The organism is Streptomyces phaeofaciens (genome assembly GCF_014648915.1).
Lineage (GTDB): Bacteria > Actinomycetota > Actinomycetes > Streptomycetales > Streptomycetaceae > Streptomyces > Streptomyces phaeofaciens.
Genome location: NZ_BMSA01000002.1, coordinates 457,796 through 481,427, shown reverse-complemented (window position 1 = coordinate 481,427; position 23,632 = coordinate 457,796). Strand labels below are relative to the sequence as shown.

The following is a 23,632-nucleotide window of genomic DNA, read 5'->3' as shown; positions in this document are numbered from 1 at the left end:
ACCCTTCGTCGTGCCCGGGGTCTGTCCCCGGGACGCCCCCTAGGCGTACTCGGCGATGTCCTTGATCACGGAGAAGCCGAGCCCGTACGCGCTCATGCCCCTGCCGTACGCCCCCAGGTGCACGCCGCCCTCGGTGGAGCCGGCCAGCACCCAGCCGAACTCGGACTCCCGGTAGTGGAACGGCGTCGGCACGCCGTCGACCGGCAGGGACAGCGTCGACCAGTCCGGCCCGGACAGATCGTCGGCCAGCACCCACGCGGTCTCGGTCTGCTGGTCCAGCCAGTCGTCGCGCAGGCTGTGGTCCATCTGGCCCGGCCAGGTGAAGGACAGCAGGCCCACCCCCGCCAGCCAGGCCGCGGAGGACACCGAGGTGGCCTCCATCAGGCCGGTGCCGTCCGCGCTGCGCCGCACCGGGTTCGCGGCGACGGTCACCACGACCGCGAACCGCCCGCGGTCCTCGCCCGCCGTCTCGTGCCGTACGGACGGCTCGTCGCCGTGCCCCACGGAACCGTGCTCGACGGCCCCGTCGGCCGCCGCTCCCACCTGCATCAGCCAGCGCGCGCCCGTGAAGGCCTCGTCGAGGCCGTACCAGGGGAAGGGCGCCTCAAGGTAGCCGTCGACCGTACGCCGGGCGGAGGGGACCTGTTGTCCACCCTCCGCGGCCGGCGCCTGTTCGACTGCCCGACTCGTCGTCTCCATGTGCCCGGACGCCTCCTCGCTCTCGGCGGAGTGGCCCGGCCCGCCCCCCTTCGGGCGTACTCGTCCGCTCCGCACAACAACCAGGCAGCATAGCCACCCCGCCACGGGCGACGGGGAAGCCGCCCGGTGCACGGGTCGCCCTGGGGGCGGTCGGGGTCGCTCGAAAGGCGGCCCGAAGCAGGCCGGAGCACGGACGGGAAGCGGCCGAAGAACGGCCGGAGGACTTCCGGAAGACGGCCGCAGCCGCACGGCCGCCGCGGCGGTCCGGGTCGCTCAGGTGGCGTCCGCGTCGAACGGCGGGCGGTCGTCCTTGCCCGCGTCCTCGGGCTTCTTCGTCATGTCGATCCGCCCGCCCTCCGAGGAGCCGGACGAGCCGGAGGAGGCCTCGGTGTCACGGCTGTGGACGGCGTCGGTGACCTCGGCCATCTCCTTCTTCAGGTCGAAGCCGTTGCGGATCTCCTTGAGCCCCAGCTCGTCGTTGTCCAGCTGCTTGCGGATGAACGTCTTGGGGTTGAGATCCTCGAACTCGAAGTCCTTGAACTCCGGGCCGAGTTCCGACCGGATGTCCGCCTTGGCGCTCTCCGAGAACTCACGGATCTTCCGAACCGTGCGCATCACGTCCTGGATGACCTTCGGGAGCTTGTCCGGACCGAAGACGAGCACGGCCAGGACGACGATCGTCACCAGCTCGAGCGCACCTATGTCATTGAACACCTGAAGCTCCTTGCGATCTCCGCGGTCCTCGGCCCTCGGTGGTCAGTTCATGTCTTCCGTGGTCCGGGCCGGGTCCACGGTACCTGTCGCACCTGTCCGACCGGTACCGTCCCGCCGTGTCCGAGTGGGTGTACACGGCCGGTTTTCCGCGTTGTTTGCCTTGTCGGAGCAGGTTTCGGGGTCCGCCCTGTGAGGTTTCTGTCAATAGCTGTGCACAGGCCGCGCTCAGCTGCCGTCGGCGGAGCCGAGGACCAGGGTGAGCGTGCGTTCCTCGCCGTCGCGCTCGACGGTCAGCTCCAGGCGGTCGCCGGGGCGGTGGGCACGCGTCTTGACGATCAGTTCGTCGCCGGAGTGGACGCGCTGACCGTCGACCTCGGTGATCACGTCTCCCGGCTCGATGCCGGCCAGGGCGCCGGGCCCGCCCGGTGTGACCGGGGCGCCGCCGTCGCTGCCCTTGGTGCCGACCCGGGCGCCGTCGCCGGCGTACTCCAGGTCGAGGGTGATGCCGATGACCGGATGGGTCGCCCGGCCGGTGTTGATCAGCTCCTCGGCGACCCGCTTGCCCTGGTTGATCGGGATGGCGAAGCCCAGGCCTATGGACCCGGCCTCGCCGCTCTCGGAGTCGGAGCCGTCGTCGGCGGAGCGGATGGCGGAGTTGATGCCGATGACCCGGCCGCGGGCGTCGAGCAGGGGGCCGCCGGAGTTGCCCGGGTTGATGGGAGCGTCGGTCTGCAACGCGTCCACGTACGACACGTCGCTGCCGTCGCCGCTCTCGCCGCCGGCCGTGATGGGCCGCTCCTTCGCGCTGATGATGCCCGAGGTGACCGTGCCCTCCAGGTCGAAGGGGGCGCCGATGGCGACGACCGGGTCGCCGACCTGGACACCGTCGGAGTTGCCGAGGGGCAGCGGTGTGAGGCCGCTGACCCCGCTGACCTTCACCACGGCGAGGTCGTAGCCGCTGTCCCGGCCGACCACCTCGGCCCGCGCGGTCTGGCCTCCGTTGAAGACGACGGTGATCTCGCCGTCGTCCTCGGCGGGCTCGACGACATGGTTGTTGGTGAGGATGTGGCCCCGGGTGTCGAGCACGAACCCGGTACCGGTGCCGGACTCGGCACTGCCGGAGACATGCAGGGTGACCACGCTGGGCAGGGCCCGGGCGGCGATCCCGGCGACGCTGTCCGCGGCACGTCCGGTGGGCTCGGCGGAGGCCTGGGGCAGCTCCACCGTGCCGAGGCCTCCGTTGCGCTCCAGATGGGCCCCCACGAGCCCGCCCAGCACCCCGGAACCCAGCGCGAGCACCAGCGCGCCCCCGGCCATGCGCCGGCGCGTCCTGCGCCGACGCTGGTCCTCGCTGAGGACGGCGGCCCCGGTCTGGTGCAGGGCACCGCCGACGGGGGCGGCGGGGCCGGCCGGGGCGCCGGGAGACCCGGCTCCGGCGAGCGGGTGGGGGGCCCAGGGGTCGTAGCGGTGCCAGGGGTCGGCGGGGGGCGTGGCGGTGGCGTCGCTGGGGGGCGGTCCGGACGGGGCCTCGCCGGGGGCGGGGGGTGCGGGAGTGGGGGTGGGGGTGGCGACACCCGGCACCGGTCCGGACGGGGGCATGGGTGCGGGCGGGGCGTCGGTGGGAACGGGGGGCGCGGGAGCGGGAGTGGGGGGTGCGGGCGCCGCGGGCGCCGGGGCGGGGGCGCTCGGGTCCGTGCCGTACGCGGGCGGGGGCGCGGGCGCCGGGGCGGGAGCGGGGGCGCTCGGGTCCGTGCCGTACGCGGGCGGGGCCGCCGCCACCGCCGGGTGCTGGACGGGCGGCGCGGGCGCCCAGGGGCCCGGCTCGCCGTACGGCGGGGTGCTGTAGGGGTCGGGGTCGTGCAGCGGCTTGGGACGCGCACCGGCGGGCGGGAGCGGCTCGACGGGGGCGGCGTAGGCCTGGTCGGTGTGGGCCTGGTCGGTGTGGGCGCGGTCAGCGTGGCCGGCGGCCTGATCTGCCGGGGCGGCGTCGGCGGCGGCCGGGCCCGGGGAGGCCGGACCCGAGGAAGCCGGATCGGCGGGCTCCCCGGCAGGGGACACCTCCGGGAAGGGGACCGGGCCTGCCGGATCGACCCGGTCCGCCGGGGCGGCCTCGCCCGCGGAACGAGCCGACGCGGCCCCGTCGGACGCACCCGCCCCCGGGCCGCCCGTCTCCGATATCGCCGTGCCCGCGGGGCGGCTCAGCTCATAGTCGCCATCGCCATCGCCGTCGTCATGGCCATAGCCATCGCGATCACCGTCACCGCGGCCGTTCTCGCCCTCCCCGGCCGCGGCCGGGCGGGCCAGTTCGAAATCGCCGTCGGGTGACTCCGCGGGCCCCGAAGGGGTCTGTGGTCGAGGCCGGCTCCACCACTTCGCCTTCGTGGGCTTCCCCTCGTCCATGCTCTCCCCACAGTTGGCGGTCCCTTCCTGGATTCAACCAGGTTCACGACGGACCGGCGCAGCGACCGGTCAGCGGGCGCTGCGCGAGGAGGGGGAGGAGGAGGCGTCGGGGACGGGTGCGGCGAGCAGACCGGGGTGGGTGGCCTCCGGGGCGGTCGTCGAGGTGGTCAGGGAGATCGGCTGGGTGGTGCCGAGCGGACGTATGAGCGGGGACATCGCGGCGGCGCCCGCCACCATGGGCGCGGTGAGCTGGTGCAGCGGGTGACCGGCGGCCGGGGCGGGCACACCGGGCAGCAGCGGGGCGGACACCTCGGTCGGGGCGACCGGGGAGTCCCCGAGCAGCTGGCCGCCCTGGGCGAGCAGTGGTCCGGTGGTACGGCGCCGCTGGCCCTCGGGGGTCGTCGCGGAGCCCGAGCCCGGGGAGCGGGCCGGGGTCACATTGCTGCCGTTGCCTGAGCCGCCGCGGGCGTCCGCGGCCGAGTCGGTCGGCGCGCCGGTGTTCATGCCGCCCAGGGCGATCGCGGCCAGCGACACCGCGCCGGCGGCTACGAAGGCGAACCGCATCCCTCGGGAGCGCTCGGAGTCGTGCCGGTCGAGGCGTCCGACCGGGTGGATGCGGAAGCCGCGGTCGGGGGGCGGAAGGAGGGAGCCGTGGCCGCCGGCCGGGACGTAGCCGAACTCGAACGGCTCGTCGTGTCTCACGCCGAAGGCTCCGCCGCCGAAGCCTCCCCCGCCCAGCGGTGTGCCGCCGCCGTCGGGGTCACCTCCCGCGGGGAGCCCCTGGAGTCGGGCCAGGAAGCTCTCGGAGGGGGCGGGCGGGGCCACTTCCGCGAAGACGTTCTTCAGCCGGCGCTGTGCGTCGACCTCGGCCTTGCACTTCGGGCAGGTCGCCAGGTGCGCCAGCACGCGCTCACGCGTGTCATGACCGAGTTCACCGTCCACCAGGGCGGAGAGCCGGTCTCCCAGGTGCTGCTCCGCGAGGATCGCCTCGGCGGGATTGCGTTTGGTTCCACTCACGCGGTCGCGCCCCCTCCTCCCAGAGCGGGAACACGGGGCACGAAGGAGCGGCGCTTCTCACGGGCCTCCGGCGAACGGTGCGCGAGGGCCTTGCGCAGCTGCGAACGGCCACGGTGGATGCGCGAGCGGACCGTGCCCAGCTTGACGCCCAGGGTCGCGGCGATCTCCTCGTAGGACAGTCCTTCGATGTCGCAGAGGACGACCGCGGCGCGGAACTCGGGCGCGAGGGTGTCGAGGGCCTGCTGGACGTCCGCGTCGAAGTGGGCGTCGTTGAAGACCTGCTGCGGGCTGGGCTCCTTGCTGGGCAGCCGCTCGGCCGCGTCGTCGCCGAGCGCGTCGAAGCGGATGCGCTGCTTGCGGCGGACCATGTCCAGGAAGAGATTGGTGGTGATGCGGTGCAGCCAGCCCTCGAAGGTGCCCGGCGTGTACGTCGACAGGGAGCGGAAGACCCGGACGAAGACCTCCTGCGTGAGGTCCTCGGCGTCGTGCTGGTTGCCGGTGAGGCGGTAGGCGAGCCGGTAGACCCGGGCGCTGTGCATGCTGACGATCTCCTCCCACGTGGGCGGAGTCCACGCCTGCCCGTCCGCGTCGGTGGAGAAGGTCGCGGTCTGGGCTCGGCCGGTGGTGAAACCAGCGGCGTGGCTGTGGTCAGCAGCGGTGTCGTTCACGGATTTCGGCCTGCCTGCCGATCCGAGAAAGCGCTTCAGCACTCCTCCCCGATCCACAGGCGCAGCCGCACCTCCCCTGTCGGCTCTGGTGGTGTCCAGTGGAGCCCCTACCATAGCCACCTCGCCCGTTAGCTCCGGATAAGCGGTTTTACGAGAAATTGATCTGTGCTGATACGGCTCATACGGCTGCGTCAGCACTTGCTGGGACCCAGGCCCCTCATCGTGATCCAACTGTGTCCCCCGGTCGTCGTTCCCACCCCTTCAAACGCCCGGTCCCATCAGCGGGTTCCCGGCGGCAGCGGATACAGTCACGCCCAGGCAACCACGGGGACAGGAGAGGGTCATTACCGGCAACCGGCAGGCAAGCTGGGCGTTCGCCGACGCCTATGCCGCCGAGGACGACGCGCTGCGCTGGGCCCGTGACCGGGCCCGTGAGGCAGGGCTGCGCTCGGTGTCGCCCAGCACGGGCGCCGCGCTGCGGTTGCTCGCCGCCACCGTGGACGCGAAGGCGGTCGCGGAGATCGGTACCGGCACCGGTGTCTCCGGGATCCACCTGCTGCACGGCATGCGCCCCGACGGTGTCCTGACCACCGTCGACCCCGAGCCCGAGCACCAGCAGTTCGCCCGGCAGGCCTTCCGGGCGTGCGGCTTCGCCAGCAACCGGGCCCGCTTCATCCCCGGCCGGGCGCTCGACGTCCTGCCGCGCCTCGCGGACGCCGGCTACGACCTCGTCTTCTGCGACGGCGACCGGCTGGAGTTCCTGGACTATCTCGCTGAATCGTTGCGCCTGCTGCGCCCCGGTGGCCTGGTGGTCTTCGAGGGCGTGTTCGCCAACGGCCGCACGGTCGACTCCGGTCCGCAGCCCACCGAGGTCACCCGGATCCGGGAGCTGCTGCGGGCGGTGCGCGAGAGCCAGGAGCTGGTGCCCTCGCTGCTGCCGGTGGGCGACGGCCTGCTCTGCGCGGTCAAACGCTGACCGCTGGGCCGTCCGGGCGAGGGGTGTGCGCCGAAACAGCCGCCCCGGCACCCATGAGGATGCCGGGGCGACTGAAGGGGTATGGTCGCTTGCGCGTCAGCCGACGACCTTCTTGAGGGCATCGCCCAGCGCGTCGGCCTCGTCAGGGGTCAGCTCGACGACGAGCCGACCGCCGCCTTCGAGCGGAACGCGCATGACGATGCCCCGCCCCTCCTTGGTCACCTCGAGCGGGCCGTCGCCCGTCCGCGGCTTCATGGCCGCCATGCTCGTTCCCCTTCCTGAAACCAGCTCACGTCAAAGCCGACGGCCCTGGGAGGGCACGCGCGCTCCAGACGTGGGACACGCGTCACCGGCATCGAACACATTGCTTCCCAGCCATTATCCCGCATCTCAGGACCCGATGACCAACATCGGTCGGCATCGCTTGCGCAACGCGCGCGAGCAAAACCACCCAATTCGGCGATGTGACTGCGATACTGCGCCGCCGCGCGGACACCCGTCGTCCGGAAACCGGTCCGATTTCTTTGACGCAGGTCACACGTTGCGTCCGGTCGTCGGACGGCGATCTCCGCCATGCTTTCCTCGTACACCGGACGTACCGACCAGTAGTACGCCGGAGCCGCGACACGGAGGGGATACGCCATGGCCGACACCGTGCTCTACGAGGTGAGCGACGGGCTCGCGACCATCACCCTGAACCGCCCGGAGGCGATGAACGCGCTGAACGTCGCGACCAAGGTCGCCCTGCGGGACGCGGTACGGGCGGCGGCGGACGACAACGCCGTACGGGCCGTGCTGCTGACCGCCGCCGGGGACCGGGCGTTCTGCGTCGGCCAGGACCTCAAGGAGCACATCGGGCTGCTCGCCGAGGGCTCGGGGCACGTCATGAGCACGGTCAAGGAGCACTACAACCCGGTGGTGCGGGCGCTGACGGAGGCGCCGAAGCCGGTGGTCGCCGCGGTGAACGGGGTCGCCGCCGGGGCCGGCTTCGGCTTCGCGCTCGCCGCGGACTACCGCGTGGTGGCGGACACGGCGTCCTTCAACACCTCGTTCGCGGGGGTCGCGCTCACCGCCGACTCCGGCGTCTCCTGGACCCTGCCCCGCGTGGTCGGCCCCGGGCGCGCCGCCGACCTGCTGCTCTTCCCGCGCACCGTGAAGGCCGCGGAGGCGTACGAGCTGGGGATCGCGAACCGGGTCGTCCCGGCGGCCTCGCTGCGCGAAGCGGCGGAGCAGGTGGCGCGGATGCTGGCCTCGGGGCCGACGGTGGCGTACGCGGCGATCAAGGAGGCCATGGCGTTCGGGTTCTCGCACTCGCTCTCCGAGACGCTGGAGAAGGAGGACGAACTGCAGACCCGCGCGGGGGCGTCCGAGGACCACGCGATCGCGGTGCGGGCCTTCGTCGAGAAGAAGGATCCGACCTACCTGGGCCGGTAGGACGGGGCAGCGGGGCAGCGGCCCCGGGGCTACCGGCTCACGCAGGTCTTCAGATGGTCGTTGACCAGGCCGCACGCCTGCATCAGCGCGTACGCCGTGGTCGGTCCCACGAACCGCAGGCCCTTCTTCTTCAGGGCCTTCGACAGGGCCGTCGACTCGTCCGTCACCGCCGGGACGTCCGCGAGCGTGCCGGGGGCCGGGCGGGTCGCCGGGTCGGGGGCGTGGGACCAGATCAGGGTGTCCAGCTCGCCCGGGGCCCACTCGGCCAGTACGCGCGCGTTGGCGAGGGTGGCGTCGATCTTGGCGCGGTTGCGGATGATGCCGGCGTCGGCGAGGAGCCGTTCGCGGTCCTCGTCGGTGAAGGCGGCGACCGACGCGATCGTGAAGTCGGCGAAGGCGGTGCGGAAGCCTGGACGGCGGCGCAGGATGGTGATCCAGGACAGGCCGGACTGGAAGGCCTCCAGGCTGAGCCGTTCGAAGAGCGCGTCGTCGCCGTGGACCGGGCGGCCCCACTCCTCGTCGTGGTAGGTCACATAGTCCGGCGTGGACAGGGCCCAGGGGCAGCGCAGCGCGCCGTCGGGACCGGCGAGCGCGGTGCCGTCGCTCACTGCTGGTCCTCCGGTTCGGGCTTCTCGAAGGAGACCTGGGGGCGCGTCGAGGCCTGGGCGCCGGACAGGGCGGACTCCAGGTCGGCGATCCGGGCGTCGCGCTCGGCGAGCTCGGCGGCGACACGGTTGAGCGCGTCGTCGACGTCCGTCATGCGGTAGCCGCGGGCGGCGAGCGGGAAGCGCAGCCGGTCGATGTCGGCCCGGTCGAGCGGGCGGTCCGGGGGCAGCGGGTCGTGCAGCCGCTCCGGCGCCGCCTCGGGCAGCGGGCCGCTGCCCTCGCCGCCGCCCACCACGGCGAGTGTCACCGCGGCGACCACCACGGCGAGCGCGATGACCAGGAACAAGAACATAACCATCGGGTGGGCCCCCACGCTCGGAGTGCTCGGTCTCGAATCTCTGTGGGTCCGATCGTGCCATGCGGGTCCGGCGGTTAGGGTCACAGGCGGTGGATGTGCAGGACGTTCTAGGAGAGGTCACAGGCGATGCTCAGGCTGGGCAGGCGTGAATTCGGGCCCCATGAGCCGGTGATCATGGCGATCGTGAACCGGACCCCGGACTCCTTCTACGACCAGGGCGCCACCTTCCGCGACGAGCCGGCGCTCGCCCGGGTGGAGCAGGCGGTGGCGGAGGGTGCCGCCATCATCGACATCGGCGGGGTGAAGGCCGGGCCGGGCGACGAGGTGACCGCCGAGGAGGAGGCCCGGCGCACGGTCGGTTTCGTGGCCGAGGTGCGGCGGCGCTTCCCGGACGTCGTCATCAGTGTGGACACCTGGCGGGCCGAGGTCGGGGAGGCGGTCTGCGAGGCGGGGGCGGATCTGCTGAACGACGCGTGGGGCGGGGTCGACCCCGCCCTGGCGGAGGTCGCCGCGCGGTACGGGGCGGGACTGGTGTGCACGCACGCGGGCGGCTCGGAGCCCCGGACACGGCCGCACCGGGTGACGTACGACGACGTCGTGGCCGACATTCTGCGGGTGACCGTGGGACTGGCGGAGCGGGCGGTGCGGCTGGGGGTGCCGAGGGAGTCGGTGCTGATCGATCCCGGGCACGACTTCGGGAAGAGCACGCGGCACAGCCTGGAGGCGACGCGGCGGCTGGGGGAGATGGTGGAGACGGGGTGGCCGGTGCTGGTTTCCCTGTCCAACAAGGACTTCGTGGGCGAGACCCTGGACCGGCCGGTGAAGGAGCGGGTCCTGGGGACGCTGGCCACGACCGCGGTGTCGGCCTGGCTGGGGGCGCAGGTGTACCGGGTGCACGAGGTGGCCGAGACGCGGCAGGTGCTGGACATGGTGGCGTCGATCGCGGGCCACCGGCCCCCGGCGGTCGCCCGCCGAGGGCTCGTGTAGCCCGCACACGCCGTACGGAGGCACCGCCCACGCCGTACGCAGCCCGCACACGCCGTACCGAGGCACCCCCCACGCCGTACGCAGCCCGTACCCGCGGTACGGGAACCCGCTCTAGCGGGCCGCCTCCTTCGAGACCAGGGCGACCGCCTCGTCCACGTCGTCCGTGACGTGGAAGAGGAGGAGGTCCTTCTCCGCGGCCTTGCCCTGGGCGACCAGGGTGCCCCGGAGCCAGTCGATCAGGCCGCCCCAGTACTCCGTGCCGAAGAGGACGATCGGGAAGCGGGTGACCTTCTGGGTCTGGACGAGGGTGAGGGCCTCGAAGAGCTCGTCCAGGGTGCCGAGGCCGCCGGGCAGGACGACGAAGCCCTGCGCGTACTTCACGAACATCATCTTGCGGACGAAGAAGTAGCGGAAGTTCAGGCCGATGTCGACGTAGGGGTTGAGCCCCTGCTCGAAGGGCAGCTCGATGCCCAGGCCGACCGAGATGCCGCCCGCCTCGCAGGCACCCTTGTTGGCCGCCTCCATCGCGCCCGGACCGCCGCCCGTGATGACCGCCCAGCCCGCGTCGACGAGCGCGCCGCCCAGCCGCACGCCCGCCTCGTACTCCGGGGAGTCGGACGGCGTCCGCGCGGAGCCGAACACACTGATCGCCGGGGGGAGTTCGGCGAGGGTGCCGAAGCCCTCGATGAACTCCGACTGGATGCGCAGGACCCGCCAGGGATCGGTGTGGACCCAGTCGGAGGGGCCGCCCGCGTCCAGCAGGCGCTGGTCGGTGGTGCTCGCCGTGACCTGGCTCCGCCTCCGGAGGACCGGTCCCAGGCGCTGTTCCTCCGGTGGCTGCTTCTTGCCCTCGGGGTTGCCGGTAGCCATGTGGACTCCCTCCGCTTGCGGTTGTTCCACCTCAGCGTAGATCTACGCGGGTTACGACGGGGGGACGTCGGCGTGTCCGGTACACAGCGACCCGGTTCGGCCGCGTCAGCCGAGCCAGGCCCGCAGGCGCTCCTCGCCGGCCAGGATCTTCGCCGTGTCGACCCGCTCGTCCCGCTTGTGGGCCAAGTGCGGGTTGCCGGGGCCGTAGTTGACGGCGGGGACGCCGAGCGCGGAGAAGCGGCTGACGTCCGTCCAGCCGTACTTGGGCTGCGGGGTGCCGCCCACCGCCTCGATGAAGGCGGCCGCGGCCGGGTGGGAGAGGCCGGGGAGGGCGCCGCCGCTGTGGTCGTCCACCACGAACTCCTCCACCCCGCAGTCGGCGAAGACCTCCCGCACGTGGGCGATCGCCTCCTCCTCGCTCCGGTCGGGCGCGTAGCGGAAGTTGACGGTCACCACGCACTCGTCGGGGATGACGTTGCCGGCCACCCCGCCCCGGATGCCGACCGCGTTGAGGCCCTCGCGGTACTCCAGGCCGTCGATCACCGGATAGCGCGGCTCGTAGGCGGCGAGCCGGGCCAGGATCGGGGCGGCCGCGTGGATCGCGTTGGAGCCCATCCAGCCCCGCGCGGAGTGGGCCCGCTCGCCCTTGGTCCGCAGCAGCACCCGGAGCGTGCCCTGGCAGCCGCCCTCGACCTGCCCGTCGGAGGGTTCGAGCAGCACCGCGAAGTCGCCCTCCAGCCACTCCGGGTGGGCCTCGGCGACATGCTTGAGGCCGTTGAGGTCGGCCGCGACCTCTTCGTTGTCGTAGAAGATGAAGGTCAGGTCCCGGTTGGGCGCGGGGACGGTGGCCGCGATGCGGAGCTGGACCGCCACGCCGGACTTCATGTCGCAGGTGCCGCAGCCCCACAGGACGCCGTCCTCGTCGAGGCGCGAGGGGACGTTGCCGGCGATCGGGACCGTGTCGATGTGCCCGGCGAGGATCACGCGCTGCGCGCGGCCCAGCTCGGTCCGGGCGATCACGTTGTTGCCGAAGCGGTGCACCGTCAGATGGGGCAGTGCGCGCAGGGCGGTCTCGATCGCGTCCGCGAGGGGCTTCTCGCTGCCGCTCTCCGAGGGGAAGTCGACGAGCCGGGCGGTGAGTGCCGCGGCGTCCAGAGTGAGGTCAAGCGGGGTGTCGGCCATGGCGTCGACCCTAACGCGCCAGTTGTCCGCCTCGCTTTTCCCGGAGTCGCACACACGTCTCCCGCGTCTCAATACCGTCCAGTACCTTGTACGCGTGCCAGAGCCGTCCCCTTCTTCCAAGCGCCGTGGCCGCCTGTTCCGTTCCACGGCGGCCTGTGTGGTCCTGTCCGCGGTCGCCGGTTATGTGGTGGTCCAGTACGTCACCGGTGGCACGGGCGACCCCGGGTGCAGAGTCGTTTCCGGGACGGCCGACAGAACGACGTACGAATTCACGCCGGAGCAGGCGGTGAACGCGGCCACGATCACGGCCGTCGGCACCGACCGGGGCATGCCGGAGCGGGCCGTGACCATCGCGCTGGCGACCGCGCTCCAGGAGTCGGCGCTGCGCAACCTCACCCACGGCGACCGGGACTCGCTCGGCCTGTTCCAGCAGCGGCCCTCGCAGGGCTGGGGCACGACGAAGCAGGTCACGGACCCGGCCTACGCGGCGGACATCTTCTACGAGCACCTCGCCAAGGTGCCCGACTACACCGAGCTGCCGCTGACCGTCGCCGCGCAGCGCGTGCAGCGCAGCGGCTACCCGGAGGCGTACGCCAAGCACGAGCCGGACGCGACGCTGCTGGCGGCCGCCCTGACCGGCTCCTCGGCGGCCACGCTGACCTGCGCGGGCACCCCGGACGCCACGGCGACCACCGGCCCGGACGGGGTGCGGGCGGCGCTGCTGCGGGACTTCGGGCGGAACGCGGTGCGTGAGGCGGCGGCCGAGGCGGACGACGACGGGACGTCCTCGGCGTCCGCCGAGGGCACGGTGGACGGGCCGGACGCGGTGACCGACGGGCGGACGGTGATACTGCCGGTCGCCGAGGACACCACGGCCGCCGGGCGCACGGTCCGCGAGCGCGGCTGGCAGCTGGCGCACTGGGCGGTGGCCAACGCCTCGGCCCTGCGCATCCAGAACGTGTCGTACGCGGGCCAGGTGTGGACCGCCGGGAACACCGACAGCGAGTGGCGGGCGGCCGCGACGACCAGCACGGAGGCCGCGGGCACCGCGGGGGCGGGCGGCGGCACCGGGAGCGTGCGGATCGTCACCGCGCGGTAGTGCGGGACGCCGTACGGGCAGGAGTGCGGGGGGTCACCCGGACGGGTAGGGCACGGACCCTCGAACGGCGGTGTGCTCAAGCTTTCGCGCCGTCACCCCGTTGTGCGGCGAAACCCTTGGGGGCAAAGGGCTCCGAGGGTCCGCCGGGCTTTCACGTGGGGCACTTTTCGCCCGTTTTTATCCACAACTGATAATGCGACGCATTACCAACTCTTTACGTCGGGCGTCCGCAACCTTCGAGGGCTTCGAGCGGTAGTCACTGCGTCCGGGCCCGGACAGACAGTTTCTGATCTCCGATCTCTGTTCTCTCCCGTCGAAGGAGCATCATGTCCCTCCCCCTGACCCGCCGGATCGCCCGTGCCGCGCTGCTTGTCGCTGCGGGAGCGGCCGCCGGGGTCGGTGCGGCCGGCTCCGCCGGCGCGGCCCCCTCCACCCTGCCCGCCACCCCGAACCTCGGCGGGCTGACCGCCCTGGACGGGGCGAACGTCGGCAACACCGTCGACGGCGCGGCGCGCCAGGCGACCGGGCTCGCGGGTGAGACCGGCGGCAAGGCGGTCCAGCAGACCGTGCCGACCGCGGGCAAGACCGGCGGCAAGGCCGTGAAGAAGGCGACGCCTGCCGCGCAGAAGGCGGCCGGCGAGGCGGCGGGCTCCGCCGGGAACCTCCTCGGGGACACCGCCAAGACCGCGACGAAGGGCGGGCTGCCGACGGAGGGGCTCACCAAGGGCGGGGTGCCGGGTGCCGGCACCCTGCCGACGAAGGGCCTTCCGCTCGGCTGAGCCACCTCCGCCCGAGACGACGACGGGGCCCGGGGATCTCCCCCGGGCCCCGTCGCGCTGTCCGCTGCCGCGCCTGGTTACAGGCGTTCCACCGCCGCGCGGATCCGTTCGTCCGTCGCCGTGAGCGCCACGCGGACGAACCGCTCGCCCGCCTCGCCGTAGAAGTCGCCGGGGGCCACGAGGATGCCCCGGTCGGCGAGGTGGGCGACCGTGGCCCAGCAGGACTCGTCCCGGGTGGCCCAGAGGTAGAGGCTGGCCTCGCTGTGCTCGATGCGGAAGCCGTGGCCGAGCAGGGCCTCGCGCAGGAGGGCGCGGCGGGCCGCGTAGCGTTCGCGCTGCTCGCGGACGTGGACGTCGTCGCCGAGCGCCGCCACCACCGCCGCCTGGGTGGGCGCCGACGTCATCATGCCGCCGTGCTTGCGGATCTCCAGCAGCGGGGCGAGGACCGCCGGGTCACCGGCCAGGAAGGCCGCGCGGTAGCCCGCCAGGTTCGACCGCTTGGAGAGCGAGTGCACCGAGACGATGCCTTCGTACGAGCCGCCGTTCACCTCCGGATGGAGGACCGAGACCGGGTCGGCCTCCCAGCCCAGCTCCAGGTAGCACTCGTCGGAGAAGAGCAGGACGCCGTGCTCACGGGCCCAGGCGACGATCCGCGTCAGCTCCGCCTTCGACAGGACCCGGCCGGTCGGGTTGGAGGGCGAGTTCAGCCAGAGGAGCTTCAGGCCCTCGGGGTCCAGCTCGGTGGGGTCGTCGTAGACCTCGTACGCGGCGCGGGCCAGGCGGGCGCCCACCTCGTACGTCGGGTAGGCCAGCCGCGGGTACGCCACCCGGTCGCCGGGGCCGAGACCCAGCTGGGTGGGGAGCCAGGCGACGAGTTCCTTGGAGCCGACGATCGGCAGGACATGGCGGTGGGTGACCTCACGGGCGCCCAGGCGGCGCTCCAGCCAGCCGGTGATCGCGTCGCGCAGCGCCGGCGTGCCCCAGACCGTCGGGTAGCCCGGGGAGTCCGCCGCGTCGATCAGGGCCTTCTGGATCAGCTCGGGGACCGGGTCGACCGGGGTGCCGACGGAGAGGTCGACGATGCCGTCCGGGTGCGCTGCGGCCGTCTTCTTGTACGGCTCCAGCTTGTCCCAGGGGAAGGTGGGAAGACGGTCGGAGACTGCGGACACGGGCTCTGGCTCACTTTCTGATACGGCAAACGCCTCGGTCCCGTACGGCGATCAAGGGTGATCGGGCCGTACGGGACCGAGGCGGCACGGATGCGGACTGCGTACCGGGTCGCTTACTGGTTCTGCGGCGGCAGCGCGGCGACGAAGGGGTGGTCGCGCTCGATCACGCCCAGCTTGCTGGCGCCGCCCGGAGAGCCGAGCTCGTCGAAGAACTCGACGTTCGCCTTGTAGTAGTCCTTCCACTCCTCCGGAGTGTCGTCCTCGTAGAAGATCGCCTCGACCGGACAGACCGGCTCACAGGCACCACAGTCGACGCATTCGTCCGGGTGGATGTACAAGGACCTGGAGCCCTCGTAGATGCAGTCGACCGGGCACTCCTCGATGCACGCCTTGTCCTTCACGTCGACACAAGGCTGCGCGATGACGTAGGTCACGCTGTCGTTCCTCCTCGATAGGGCGCTGGCGGGCCTGTCGTAGGCTCCGCCGCCTGGCGCGCGGGAGCGCGGCGTCGTCGATGCCCGCACCTAGTATCTCCGTTCTTGGGCATGATCCGAACAGGAGGGGTGAACCGACCTGTGGAATTCTCGGCCGCTGGACGCCTCGAGGTCCGCATCAGCGTTGCTGACGTGGGCAAACGTGTCTCCGTACGGCGTTTGACCGAATCGGGCGTCACCGAGGGGAAATTCACCGACACGGTCGGTGTTCTCACATCATGGGACGACGCTGTGCTGGTGATCACACGGAAGAGCGGGGAGAGCGTCCGGATTGACGAATCCTCCCTGGTCGCCGGGAAGGTCGTCCCGCCCGCCCCGGCCCGCCGCCGGGGTCCGGCCGCCTCGTACGAGGAACTCGCCCGGGTCGGCGCGCGGGCCTGGCTGCCGGTGGAGAGCGAGCGGCTCGGCGGGTGGGAACTGCGGGCCGCCTCCGGGTTCACCCGCCGGGCCAACTCCGTGCTGCCGCTCGGCGACCCGGGCCTCCCGCTGGACGAGGCACTGGACGTCGTACGACGCTGGTACGCGGAACGTGGTCTGCCCGCGTACGTGCAGACCGCGACCGGAGCCGAGGGCACCCAGGAGCTGCTGGGCGCGGAGCTGGAACGGCGCGGATGGGTGCGTGAGGTGACCGCCGAGCTGTGGATCGGGGCGCTGGCGCCGGTCGCCGACATCGCCGGGCCGGCCGCGGTCCGCGACGTCCTGCTGGCGCGGGAGGCCGACGAGGCCTGGCTGGCCCGGTATCAGCGCAAGGGGGTGAGCGAGGTGGCCCTGAAGGTGCTCGGCAAAGGACCGTCGGTGTGGTTCGCGACCGTGCCGGGTGCGGCGCCCGGTGACGCGCCCGCCGCCATCGGACGGTGTGTCGTGGACGGCCGGTGGGCCGGGTTCGCCGCGGTCGAGGTCGACCCCGCGCGGCGGCGCAGGGGGCTCGCCAGGACCGTGATGGCCGCGTTGGCCGGGCGAGCGCTGGAGGAAGGCGCGTCGGCCGCCTGGCTCCAGGTGGAGCAGGAGAACACGGGGGCCCGCGCGCTGTACGCCGGGATGGGGTTCGCGGCGCACCACGCGTACCACCACTACCGCGAGCCCCAGGAGCCGCAGGAGCCCCTCGAACCGCAAGGGCCGCGGGAGCCGCGGGAGGCCTCGTGAGCGGCGACGAGAACGGCGACGTGCGCGGCTTCGCGGCCGGTGAGGTGCGGCGGCTGTTCGCCGAGGAGGCTCGCGCGGAGCGGCCCGACCTCACCACGATGTGTCTGCTGATCGGCGCGGAGGCGGACCCGGAGCTGGGCCCGGCCGGGCTGGACGCGGCACAGGTGGAGCTCGACCGGCTGGCCGGGGAGGTGCCGTACCGGCCCGGCGGGGCGCGGGACTGGGCGGTGGCCCTGCGGGAACTGCTGGGCGGGCGGTACGGGTTCCGCGGCTCCGCCACGGACTACCAGCGGCTGGAGTCCTCGCTGCTGCACCAGGTGCTGGCGCGGCGGCGCGGCCTGCCGATCCTGTTGTCGGTGGTGTGGGTCGAGGTCGCCCGGCGGGCGGGGGCTCCGGTGCACGGGGTCGCCCTGCCGGGGCACTTCGTGGTCGGGTTCGGGGCGGACTGCGAGGTGCTGGTCGATCCGTTCGACGGGGGGCGGCTGCTGGGCGAGGGGGAGGCGGACGCGCTGGTGGCCGGGGCCACGGGGGCTCCGCTGTCGCCGTCGATGATGGTGCCCGCGGAGCCGCTGGAGGTGGTGATCCGGATCCTCAACAACATCCGGTCGTGGGCGACGGCCCGGCCGGAGCGGTCGGATGTCGCCCTGTGGGCGCTGGAGCTGTCGCTGCGGGTGCCGCACCATCCGGCCCGGTTGCGCCACGAGAAGGGGCAGTTGCTGGTGCGGCGGGGTGATTTCCTCGGCGGGGCCGCCGAGTTGGAGGAGTACGCGGAGCTCGTGGAGGTGGTGGACGAGTCGCTGGCGGCTCGGGTGCGGGCGGAGGCCCAGACCGCGCGGGCGATGCTGAACTGACCGTCCGGCGGCCGCCGGTGGGCTACAGCCAGCCCTTGTCCCTGGCTGTCCGTACCGCCTCCGCCCTGTTGCGGACGGCCAGTTTCTGGATCGCCGTCGACAGGTAGTTGCGGACCGTTCCCTGGGACAGGCGCAGGAGCACCGCCAGTTCCGCGTTCGTCGAGCCGTCGGCCGCCGCCCGCAGGACCTCACGCTCACGGTCCGTCAGGGGGTTCGCGCCCCCCGCCAGAGCCGCCGCGGCGAGCGTCGGGTCGATGACGCGCTCCCCCGCCAGGACCTTGCGCACCGCCTCCGCCAGCTGGGCGGCCGGGGCGTCCTTGACGAGGAAGGCGTCGGCGCCCGCCTCCATCGCGCTGCGCAGGTAGCCGGGGCGGCCGAAGGTGGTGAGGACGACCAGTTTCAGGGCGGGGAACTCCTGGTGGAGCTGGGCCGCCGCCTCGATCCCCGTCAGGCCCGGCATCTCGATGTCGAGCAGGGCCACGTCGACGTCGTGGGCGCGGGCGGCCGCGAGGACCTCGTCGCCGCGGGCCGCCTGGGCGACCACCTCGATGTCGTCCTCCAGGCCCAGCAGGGCCGCCAGGGCCTCGCGGACCATCGACTGGTCCTCGGCCAGGAGGACCTTGATCGTGCCACCACTCATGGGCGGGATCCTATGTCCGCACCGGTGCCGGCCGGGACGCGGGCCACCAGTCGGAAGCCGTTCCTGGTCCGGCCCGCCTCCAGGGTGCCGCCGGCCTTCTCCAGGCGTTCGGTGAGGCCGGTGAGGCCGTTGCCCGGGCCGTTGCCGGAACCGCCGGAGCCGTCGTCCTCGACGGAGAGTTCGAGGACGGGGCCGTCGAGGGTCTGGCGGCGGACGACGTCCACCGTGCAGCGGGTGGCGCCGCTGTGCCGGACGACGTTGGTGATCGCCTCGCGCAGGGCCCAGGCGAGGGCGGACTCGCTCTCCTCGGGGACCTGGTCGAGGTCGGGTTCGGCGGGGGCGACGGCGATGACGCCGGCCGCCGTCAGGGCGACCTGGGTGCCCGCGAGTTCGGCGGCGAGACGCGGCCGCCGGTAGCCGGTGACGGCCTCGCGGACGTCCACCAGGGCCTGCCGGCTGACCTGTTCGATGTCGGCGACCTGCCGGGCCGCCTTCTCGGGATGGTCGGGGAGCATCCGCCCCGCCAGCTCGCTCTTGAGGGTGATGAGGGAGAGGGAGTGGCCGAGGAGGTCGTGCAGGTCCCTCGCCAGGCGCAGCCGTTCCTCGTTGGCGGCGAGTTGGGCGACCGTCGCGCGGGCCTTGCGCAACTCGATCGTCGTGCGGACCAGTTGGCTCACGCCCGTCATCGCGAAGCCGATGAGCAGGACCAGCACCAGCAGGTCGGCCGCCTCCTCCACACCGGTGCGAAGGCCGACGAGCATCATGGTGGCGGCGGTGGCCGGGATCGTCCAGAACGCCTGCCGCGGCGGGAGGACCATCCCGCAGGCCACGGAGACGTAGCAGAACAGGCCGAGCCAGGGGGAGCCGAGGGTGAGGCCGAGGACGACGGCGAGCACCGCCATCGAGCCGATGAGTCCGCCGACCAGCCTCGGGGGGTAGGGCGCCGCTCCCATGTTCCGGAAGAGGAGCGAGAGGTAGCCGGTGACGAAGACCGCCAGGCCCAGCCAGCCGGCGACGGTGCCCCCGGTGGTGTGGTGGCCGGACAGCAGGTCGTGGACCGGTGAGCTGAGGAAGACCAGCCACACGCCGATCCACAGGGCCTTGCGCCGCCACAGCTCGCGGCGGGTGCGGGCGGACTGCCCCAGCGGGATCACCGGATCCCGCAGGGCCTCCTCCGACAGCAGGTCGTCCGTCGTGGTGTTCACGCCTTCAGCGTGTCCTTCCGGTACAGCCAGGCCGCACCGCCCGTGAACAGGGCGAAGAAGACGGCCAGGATGACGATGTCCTGGGCGTGCGGGGCCTGGTTCCGTTCGATCGCCTGGCCCAGGGCAGCGTACGCGTGCGTGGGCACCCACTTCGCGATGTCCTGGAGCCAGGCCGGGAAGGTCGTCGTGGGCATCCACAGGCCGCCGAGGATCGACAGCCCGAAGTAGGTGATCATCGTGACCGGGCGGACCGCGTCCCCGCTGGTGAGGTAGCCGAGCGCGACGCCCAGGGCGGCGAAGACCAGGCTGCCGGCCCAGATGGCGCCGGTGAGCGCGAGCCACTGCCAGGCGTCCAGGCGTACGTCCTTCACGGCCGCCGCGACGGCGAAGACGATCACGATGGACGGGAGGCTGACCACGGCCGCGCTCGCCGTCTTGGCGAGGACGTAGCCCCGGCCGGGCAGCGTGGTGAGCCGCAGCTGCCTCACCCAGCCGCTCTCCCGCTCCTTGGCGATCCGCTCGCTGTTGCCCATCAGGACGGCCGTCAGGGCGCCGAAGGAGGCCATGGAGACCATCATGTACGTGGGCAGGGTGAGGCCGGTGCCGTCGACCACGGTGGTGCTGTCGGCGCTGCCCGCGATCAGCAGGAACAGCACGGACGGGTAGATCACCGAGAAGAACAGGAACTTGCGGTTGCGCAGGGCGCGGGTGAGTTCCAGCTTGATCAGGCTGTTCACTTGGTCTTCGCCTCCTCGGCGGTGGTGAGGGCGACGAACGCCTGCTCCAGGCCGAGCCCGGCGACCTCCAGGTTGCGCGGGTAGAGGCCGAGTCCGTACAGCGCGTGGACGGTGGCGTCGGCGTCGGCGGACTGGACGCGGACGGTGTGGCCCGAGACGTCGACCGCGGTCAGGAACGGCAGCGCGCGCAGTGCGGGCTCGTCGATCTCGCCCTCCAGGTCGAAGGAGATCCGCCGGGCGCCCGCCTTGGCCTTGATCTCGGCGGCCGTGCCGTCGGCCAGCAGCCGCCCCCGGTGCAGGACCAGCACCCGGTCGGCGATCGCGTCCGCCTCCTCCAGGTAGTGGGTGGCGAAGAGGACCGTGCGGCCCTGGTCGGCCTGCTCGCGCATGGTGGCCCAGAACGCCTGGCGGGTGGTGACGTCCATGCCGGTCGTGGGCTCGTCCAGGACGATCAGGTCGCTGTCGCCGGCGGTGGCGAGGGCGAAGCGGACCCGCTGGGCCTGGCCGCCGGAGAGCTTGTCGACCTTGCGGCCGGCGATCTGGGAGACGCCGGCCCGGGACAGCACCTCGGAGAGCTTGTACGGCTTGGGGTGCAGGGCGCAGGCGAGCGCCACCAGCTCGGCGACCGTGACCTCGTCCATCAGCCCGCCGCTCTGGAGCATCGCGCCGACCCGGCCGGCGACGATCGCCTCGCGCGGGGCGGTGCCGAAGACGCGGACGGTGCCGCTGTCGGCCTGCTTGAGGCCGAGCAGCAGGTCGAGGGTGGTGGACTTGCCGGCGCCGTTGGGGCCCAGCAGGGCCACCGTCTCCCCGGGGTGCAGGGCGAGCGTCAGGCCGTCCACGGCCCGTACGTCCCCGTAGGTCTTGCTCACCCGGTCGAATCCCACCGCCGGTGCTGTCGTCGTCGTCATGACAGCCATCGTCGTCCGGGAGACCGGGCGGGCGGCAGTGCCGACTGTCCTCGGTGCCGCATGACAGATGTCATGCGGCACCGGGGGCACGTCAGCTGGGGTTGGTGTCGATGACCCCGGTGCGCTCCGCCGCCGTCTTGCCGCGCAGGGCCGTGCGCAGGGCGGAGACGACGTCCTGCGGCAGGATGTCGCGCTTCCCGCTCGCGCCGTCGACCTTCACGCCGACGAAGGTGCTGCCGTACGCGGCCTGGAGCGCCTTGAGGTCGTACGTCTCCACGAGCTTGCCGTCGACGGCCTTGACTCCGAGGATCTTCGGCAGGGACACGGGGCCGAACTGGATGCTGTGCGCCGCGTCGGTCTGCACGGTGACCAGGGCGGACATCGCCGGTTCGGCGAACTCCTTCATCATCCGGTCGACCTCGGCGTCGGAGATCGTCGGCTGCTTGGTGACGGTCGGGACGTTCACCGGGGTGGCGGTGCCCGACTCGACCTGGCTGCGGTAGGCCGCGACGACCGAGTCCTCGGCCTTGGCCGCGTCGATGCCCTTGCCGGCCTTGCCGTAGACGGCGACGGCCTTGCCGGACCGGAACTTGATCGTGCCGTCGGTGGCCGATCCGGAGCCGCCCGCGGCGGACTCCAGGGCCGCCTGGAGCTTCTCCTCGTCGACCGGCATCTCCGGCTCGACGACGCGTTCCTGGCCGAAGAGGGTGCCGATCACGGAGACCGGGTTGTAGTCGCTCTTGGCGACGCCGTCGACGGTGGCCGCGATGTCGAACTGGAGGCCCGCCTGGTCCGGCTTGAGGGTGACGGTGTCGCCGCCGACGGACAGCTTCAGCTTCTGGCCGGCCCGCTCGTCGAAGGCGTCGTCGAGCTTCTTGACGGCGTCGTCGCGGGTGCTGCCGCCGATGTCGACGCCGAGCACGGTGGTGCCCTTGGGCACGTCGGAGTGGTTCATCAGCAGGCCGGCGCCGTAGACACCGGCGCCGCCGAGGACCAGGACGCCGCCGAGCAGGACCAGCTTGCTGCGGCCCTTCTTCTTTTTCTTCGTGGAACCGGTGGACGCGTTCGGCGAGGCCGGCTCCGGCCGCTTCGGCGGGGTCTGCGTCGCCGGTCCGCCGGGGGCGGTGGCGCCGGGCGGGAACCCGCCGGGGCCGCCCTGGCCGCCCGAGGGCACGACCGGGATGCCGCTGGTGACGGTGTGCCCGGAGACGTTGTCGACGGGACGGCCGCCGTAGCCGCCGGCGCCCGGTTCGGGGGCGTGCTTCTGCGGGGTCAGGATCGCCGTGTCGTCGCTGATCCCGCCGCCGGGGAGGCGGGCGGCGCCGGGGCCCGCGCCGGGAGCGAGGGCGGCGGGACGCCGGCCGCCGGGGCCCGCGGGTCCGCCGGGAGCCGTGGGTCCGCCGGGAGCCGTCGCCGTGCCGCCGGCCGCGCCGTGCGCCATCGGGGGCACGATCGGGCCGTCGCCGGTGACCGGGCCGCCGGTGGGGCCCGCGGGGCCCTGCGGGCCGCCTCGGCCGCCGGGGCCGCCGGGCAGGTCCGGGCCGTTGAAGTCGTACGAGCCACCGGGCCCTGCCGGTCCGCCGCCGGGACCACCGGGGCCGCCGGGGCCGCCGGGGCCGGCGAAGCCGTGCTCGCCGTTCGGGCCCTTCCGGGCGGGGAGGCCCGGCTGAGCGCCCTGGCCGTTCGGGCCCGGGAAGCCGTTCTGGCCGCTTTGAGCGTTCTGTCCGCCCTGGCCGCCCGGTCCGCCCTGGCCGTTGCCGGAGAAGTACGGCAGTTCGTCGCGGCGGGGCTCGGCGGGGGCGCCGCCCTGGGGCGGGCGGGGGCCGTTGCCGAGCGGGCCCGCGGCGAGCGCCTCGGTGACGTCGAAGGAACCGGTGCCGCCGCCGTGGCCGGGGGCCACCGGACCGCCGGTGGCGCCGCCGGGCATCCCCGCGCCGTTGGTACCGCCGGGACGAGGGCCCGGCGCGCCCATGGAACCGACCACCGAGCCCGGTCGCCCGGCACCCGGACGGGCGCCGGTGGGCGCGGGGGTGCCCGCACCGGCGGACGGACCGCCCGGCGCGGCACCGGCGGCCGAACCGCCCGGCATCCCCGCGCCGTTCGTACCGCCGCCGCCCTGACCGCCCTTGCCCCCGCCGGACTTGCGCGGCGCGAACCAGTCGCTCGTCTTCTCCTCGGCCCCGGCCGCGGCCGGGGCGCCCGGGTCGGCGGGCATCTCGAAGGTGCCGGTGTCGGACGCGGACCCCGTGGGGGCGGGCGTCTGCGGGGCGGCGGCGACCTCGTCGACCGCGCCCTCGGTCTCCCCGACGGGCTTGCGCACGACGACCGGCGGAATGGGCCGCGAACCGGGGATGTTGATCCGGATCCGGGTCGTCAGCGTGGTCTCGGTCTTGCGTTCTTCCGGCTGGGCGGCCGAACGGCCCGCATCCGCACTGCCTTCGGACACCACAGGGGTGCCGTACGGCGGCGTACCCGACGGGTAGGCGGCTCCGCCGCGCCCGTTGGGCCCGGAGGACGGACTGTCAGTTTCACGACTCAAGGCAGGTTCTCCAGGTTGGCTCCACCGCCCACCACGGCCTCACGGGCGGCTCGGCGGCGCGCACCACCATACTGGCCACTTCTGGCCCGTATCCCGTGACCGTCGTGGAAACCCACACCGGACTCGCACCGCCACGGCACGGCGAAGTGGTACG

24 protein-coding genes are annotated in these 23,632 nt (G+C 73.1%); 7 read left to right on the top strand and 17 right to left on the bottom strand.

Annotation, left to right across the window (positions count from 1 at the left end; genetic code table 11):
- Nucleotides 1-39: 39 nt before the first annotated feature.
- The 5 genes from IE275_RS05675 to sigE all read right to left on the bottom strand — a co-directional run bounded on the left by IE275_RS05675 (nucleotide 40) and on the right by sigE (nucleotide 5,540).
- The gene (locus tag IE275_RS05675; protein WP_229870119.1) at nucleotides 40-699 is read right to left on the bottom strand and encodes a hypothetical protein; all 660 of its coding nucleotides are present in this window, start codon (nucleotides 697-699) and stop codon (nucleotides 40-42) included.
- A 273-nt stretch (nucleotides 700-972) separates the two neighbouring features.
- Nucleotides 973-1,413 (bottom strand): sec-independent translocase, encoded by a 441-nt coding sequence (locus IE275_RS05670; RefSeq protein ID WP_189708177.1) that lies wholly within the window; start codon nucleotides 1,411-1,413, stop codon nucleotides 973-975.
- A 225-nt stretch (nucleotides 1,414-1,638) separates the two neighbouring features.
- A complete protein-coding gene (locus tag IE275_RS05665) occupies nucleotides 1,639-3,471 on the bottom strand; it encodes a S1C family serine protease (protein ID WP_229870118.1) in 1,833 nt (610 codons plus the stop codon).
- 411 nt (nucleotides 3,472-3,882) lie between these two features.
- Complete coding sequence (locus IE275_RS05660; protein ID WP_189708173.1) at nucleotides 3,883-4,830, bottom strand: anti-sigma factor family protein; 948 nt, start codon at nucleotides 4,828-4,830, stop codon at nucleotides 3,883-3,885.
- Nucleotides 4,827-5,540, bottom strand: coding sequence for an RNA polymerase sigma factor SigE (gene sigE / locus IE275_RS05655; RefSeq protein WP_189708171.1), 714 nt, complete (start codon nucleotides 5,538-5,540; stop codon nucleotides 4,827-4,829). The genes IE275_RS05660 and sigE overlap by 4 nt, the downstream gene beginning before the upstream one ends.
- Nucleotides 5,541-5,775: 235 nt before the next feature.
- On the opposite strand from sigE, the gene IE275_RS05650 reads away from it, so the two are divergent.
- Entirely contained in the window at nucleotides 5,776-6,474 is a 699-nt protein-coding gene (locus tag IE275_RS05650; protein WP_308435637.1) for an O-methyltransferase, read from the top strand.
- Nucleotides 6,475-6,570: 96 nt separating this feature from the next.
- Here the strand turns inward: IE275_RS05650 and IE275_RS05645 are convergent, their stop codons facing one another.
- Complete coding sequence (locus IE275_RS05645) at nucleotides 6,571-6,738, bottom strand: DUF3117 domain-containing protein (protein ID WP_003966491.1); 168 nt, start codon at nucleotides 6,736-6,738, stop codon at nucleotides 6,571-6,573.
- A 378-nt stretch (nucleotides 6,739-7,116) separates the two neighbouring features.
- Between IE275_RS05645 and chcB the strand changes: the two genes are divergently transcribed.
- Complete coding sequence (gene chcB / locus IE275_RS05640) at nucleotides 7,117-7,908, top strand: 2-cyclohexenylcarbonyl CoA isomerase (RefSeq protein ID WP_189708169.1); 792 nt, start codon at nucleotides 7,117-7,119, stop codon at nucleotides 7,906-7,908.
- A gap of 29 nt (nucleotides 7,909-7,937) precedes the next feature.
- Here the strand turns inward: chcB and IE275_RS05635 are convergent, their stop codons facing one another.
- Together IE275_RS05635 and IE275_RS05630 are read right to left on the bottom strand one after the other, a co-directional pair.
- Nucleotides 7,938-8,516, bottom strand: a complete 579-nt coding sequence (locus IE275_RS05635) for a DNA-3-methyladenine glycosylase I (protein ID WP_189708167.1) — start codon at nucleotides 8,514-8,516, stop codon at nucleotides 7,938-7,940.
- Nucleotides 8,513-8,872 carry a DivIVA domain-containing protein gene (locus IE275_RS05630; protein WP_189708165.1) on the bottom strand — a complete coding sequence of 120 codons (360 nt, stop codon included), beginning with the start codon at nucleotides 8,870-8,872 and terminating at the stop codon, nucleotides 8,513-8,515. Before IE275_RS05630 ends, IE275_RS05635 begins: the two co-directional genes overlap by 4 nt.
- Before the next feature lie 126 nt (nucleotides 8,873-8,998).
- Here IE275_RS05630 and folP point away from each other — a divergent pair, with 126 nt between their 5' ends.
- Complete coding sequence (folP, locus tag IE275_RS05625) at nucleotides 8,999-9,859, top strand: dihydropteroate synthase (protein ID WP_189708163.1); 861 nt, start codon at nucleotides 8,999-9,001, stop codon at nucleotides 9,857-9,859.
- Between the two features lie 111 nt (nucleotides 9,860-9,970).
- Here folP and IE275_RS05620 read toward each other — a convergent pair whose 3' ends face one another.
- Together IE275_RS05620 and dapE are read right to left on the bottom strand one after the other, a co-directional pair.
- The gene (locus IE275_RS05620) at nucleotides 9,971-10,729 is read right to left on the bottom strand and encodes an LOG family protein (RefSeq protein WP_189708161.1); all 759 of its coding nucleotides are present in this window, start codon (nucleotides 10,727-10,729) and stop codon (nucleotides 9,971-9,973) included.
- A gap of 105 nt (nucleotides 10,730-10,834) precedes the next feature.
- On the bottom strand, nucleotides 10,835-11,911 hold the full coding sequence (gene dapE / locus IE275_RS05615; RefSeq protein ID WP_189708159.1) for a succinyl-diaminopimelate desuccinylase: 1,077 nt from the start codon (nucleotides 11,909-11,911) through the stop codon (nucleotides 10,835-10,837).
- 94 nt (nucleotides 11,912-12,005) lie between these two features.
- Between dapE and IE275_RS05610 the strand changes: the two genes are divergently transcribed.
- Both IE275_RS05610 and IE275_RS05605 read left to right on the top strand, forming a co-directional pair.
- Entirely contained in the window at nucleotides 12,006-13,010 is a 1,005-nt protein-coding gene (locus tag IE275_RS05610; RefSeq protein ID WP_189708157.1) for a VldE C-terminal domain-containing protein, read from the top strand.
- Between the two features lie 326 nt (nucleotides 13,011-13,336).
- Nucleotides 13,337-13,789 carry an ATP-binding protein gene (locus tag IE275_RS05605; protein WP_189708155.1) on the top strand — a complete coding sequence of 151 codons (453 nt, stop codon included), beginning with the start codon at nucleotides 13,337-13,339 and terminating at the stop codon, nucleotides 13,787-13,789.
- A gap of 77 nt (nucleotides 13,790-13,866) precedes the next feature.
- Here the strand turns inward: IE275_RS05605 and IE275_RS05600 are convergent, their stop codons facing one another.
- Both IE275_RS05600 and fdxA read right to left on the bottom strand, forming a co-directional pair.
- Nucleotides 13,867-14,958: a bifunctional succinyldiaminopimelate transaminase/glutamate-prephenate aminotransferase gene (locus IE275_RS05600; protein ID WP_189708153.1), complete on the bottom strand. Its 1,092-nt coding sequence runs from the start codon at nucleotides 14,956-14,958 to the stop codon at nucleotides 13,867-13,869.
- 113 nt (nucleotides 14,959-15,071) lie between these two features.
- Nucleotides 15,072-15,392: a ferredoxin gene (gene fdxA / locus IE275_RS05595; RefSeq protein WP_189708151.1), complete on the bottom strand. Its 321-nt coding sequence runs from the start codon at nucleotides 15,390-15,392 to the stop codon at nucleotides 15,072-15,074.
- Nucleotides 15,393-15,533: 141 nt separating this feature from the next.
- On the opposite strand from fdxA, the gene IE275_RS05590 reads away from it, so the two are divergent.
- Nucleotides 15,534-16,595, top strand: a complete 1,062-nt coding sequence (locus tag IE275_RS05590) for a GNAT family N-acetyltransferase (RefSeq protein ID WP_189708733.1) — start codon at nucleotides 15,534-15,536, stop codon at nucleotides 16,593-16,595.
- Complete coding sequence (locus IE275_RS05585) at nucleotides 16,592-17,446, top strand: transglutaminase family protein (RefSeq protein ID WP_229870117.1); 855 nt, start codon at nucleotides 16,592-16,594, stop codon at nucleotides 17,444-17,446. The genes IE275_RS05590 and IE275_RS05585 overlap by 4 nt, the downstream gene beginning before the upstream one ends.
- A 22-nt stretch (nucleotides 17,447-17,468) precedes the next feature.
- Here the strand turns inward: IE275_RS05585 and IE275_RS05580 are convergent, their stop codons facing one another.
- The 5 genes from IE275_RS05580 to IE275_RS05560 all read right to left on the bottom strand — a co-directional run bounded on the left by IE275_RS05580 (nucleotide 17,469) and on the right by IE275_RS05560 (nucleotide 23,478).
- Nucleotides 17,469-18,086, bottom strand: a complete 618-nt coding sequence (locus tag IE275_RS05580; protein ID WP_189708149.1) for a response regulator transcription factor — start codon at nucleotides 18,084-18,086, stop codon at nucleotides 17,469-17,471.
- A complete protein-coding gene (locus IE275_RS05575; protein WP_189708147.1) occupies nucleotides 18,083-19,291 on the bottom strand; it encodes a sensor histidine kinase in 1,209 nt (402 codons plus the stop codon). The genes IE275_RS05580 and IE275_RS05575 overlap by 4 nt, the downstream gene beginning before the upstream one ends.
- Nucleotides 19,288-20,028, bottom strand: coding sequence for an ABC transporter permease (locus IE275_RS05570; RefSeq protein ID WP_189708145.1), 741 nt, complete (start codon nucleotides 20,026-20,028; stop codon nucleotides 19,288-19,290). The genes IE275_RS05575 and IE275_RS05570 overlap by 4 nt, the downstream gene beginning before the upstream one ends.
- On the bottom strand, nucleotides 20,025-20,939 hold the full coding sequence (locus tag IE275_RS05565) for an ABC transporter ATP-binding protein (RefSeq protein WP_373299175.1): 915 nt from the start codon (nucleotides 20,937-20,939) through the stop codon (nucleotides 20,025-20,027). The genes IE275_RS05570 and IE275_RS05565 overlap by 4 nt, the downstream gene beginning before the upstream one ends.
- 91 nt (nucleotides 20,940-21,030) lie before the next feature.
- Complete coding sequence (locus IE275_RS05560) at nucleotides 21,031-23,478, bottom strand: hypothetical protein (RefSeq protein ID WP_189708141.1); 2,448 nt, start codon at nucleotides 23,476-23,478, stop codon at nucleotides 21,031-21,033.
- Nucleotides 23,479-23,632: the final 154 nt, after the last annotated feature.

What these genes read in the sequence shown, in the direction of transcription:
- IE275_RS05675 (WP_229870119.1), bottom strand. Translation starts at nt 699, where the DNA reads ATGGAGACGACGAGTCGGGCAGTCGAACAGGCGCCGGCCGCGGAGGGT.
- IE275_RS05645 (WP_003966491.1), bottom strand. Translation starts at nt 6,738, where the DNA reads ATGGCGGCCATGAAGCCGCGGACGGGCGACGGCCCGCTCGAGGTGACC.
- chcB (WP_189708169.1), top strand. Translation starts at nt 7,117, where the DNA reads ATGGCCGACACCGTGCTCTACGAGGTGAGCGACGGGCTCGCGACCATC.
- IE275_RS05630 (WP_189708165.1), bottom strand. Translation starts at nt 8,872, where the DNA reads ATGGTTATGTTCTTGTTCCTGGTCATCGCGCTCGCCGTGGTGGTCGCC.
- folP (WP_189708163.1), top strand. Translation starts at nt 8,999, where the DNA reads ATGCTCAGGCTGGGCAGGCGTGAATTCGGGCCCCATGAGCCGGTGATC.
- IE275_RS05620 (WP_189708161.1), bottom strand. Translation starts at nt 10,729, where the DNA reads ATGGCTACCGGCAACCCCGAGGGCAAGAAGCAGCCACCGGAGGAACAG.
- dapE (WP_189708159.1), bottom strand. Translation starts at nt 11,911, where the DNA reads ATGGCCGACACCCCGCTTGACCTCACTCTGGACGCCGCGGCACTCACC.
- IE275_RS05605 (WP_189708155.1), top strand. Translation starts at nt 13,337, where the DNA reads ATGTCCCTCCCCCTGACCCGCCGGATCGCCCGTGCCGCGCTGCTTGTC.
- IE275_RS05580 (WP_189708149.1), bottom strand. Translation starts at nt 18,086, where the DNA reads ATGAGTGGTGGCACGATCAAGGTCCTCCTGGCCGAGGACCAGTCGATG.
- IE275_RS05565 (WP_373299175.1), bottom strand. Translation starts at nt 20,939, where the DNA reads ATGACGACGACGACAGCACCGGCGGTGGGATTCGACCGGGTGAGCAAG.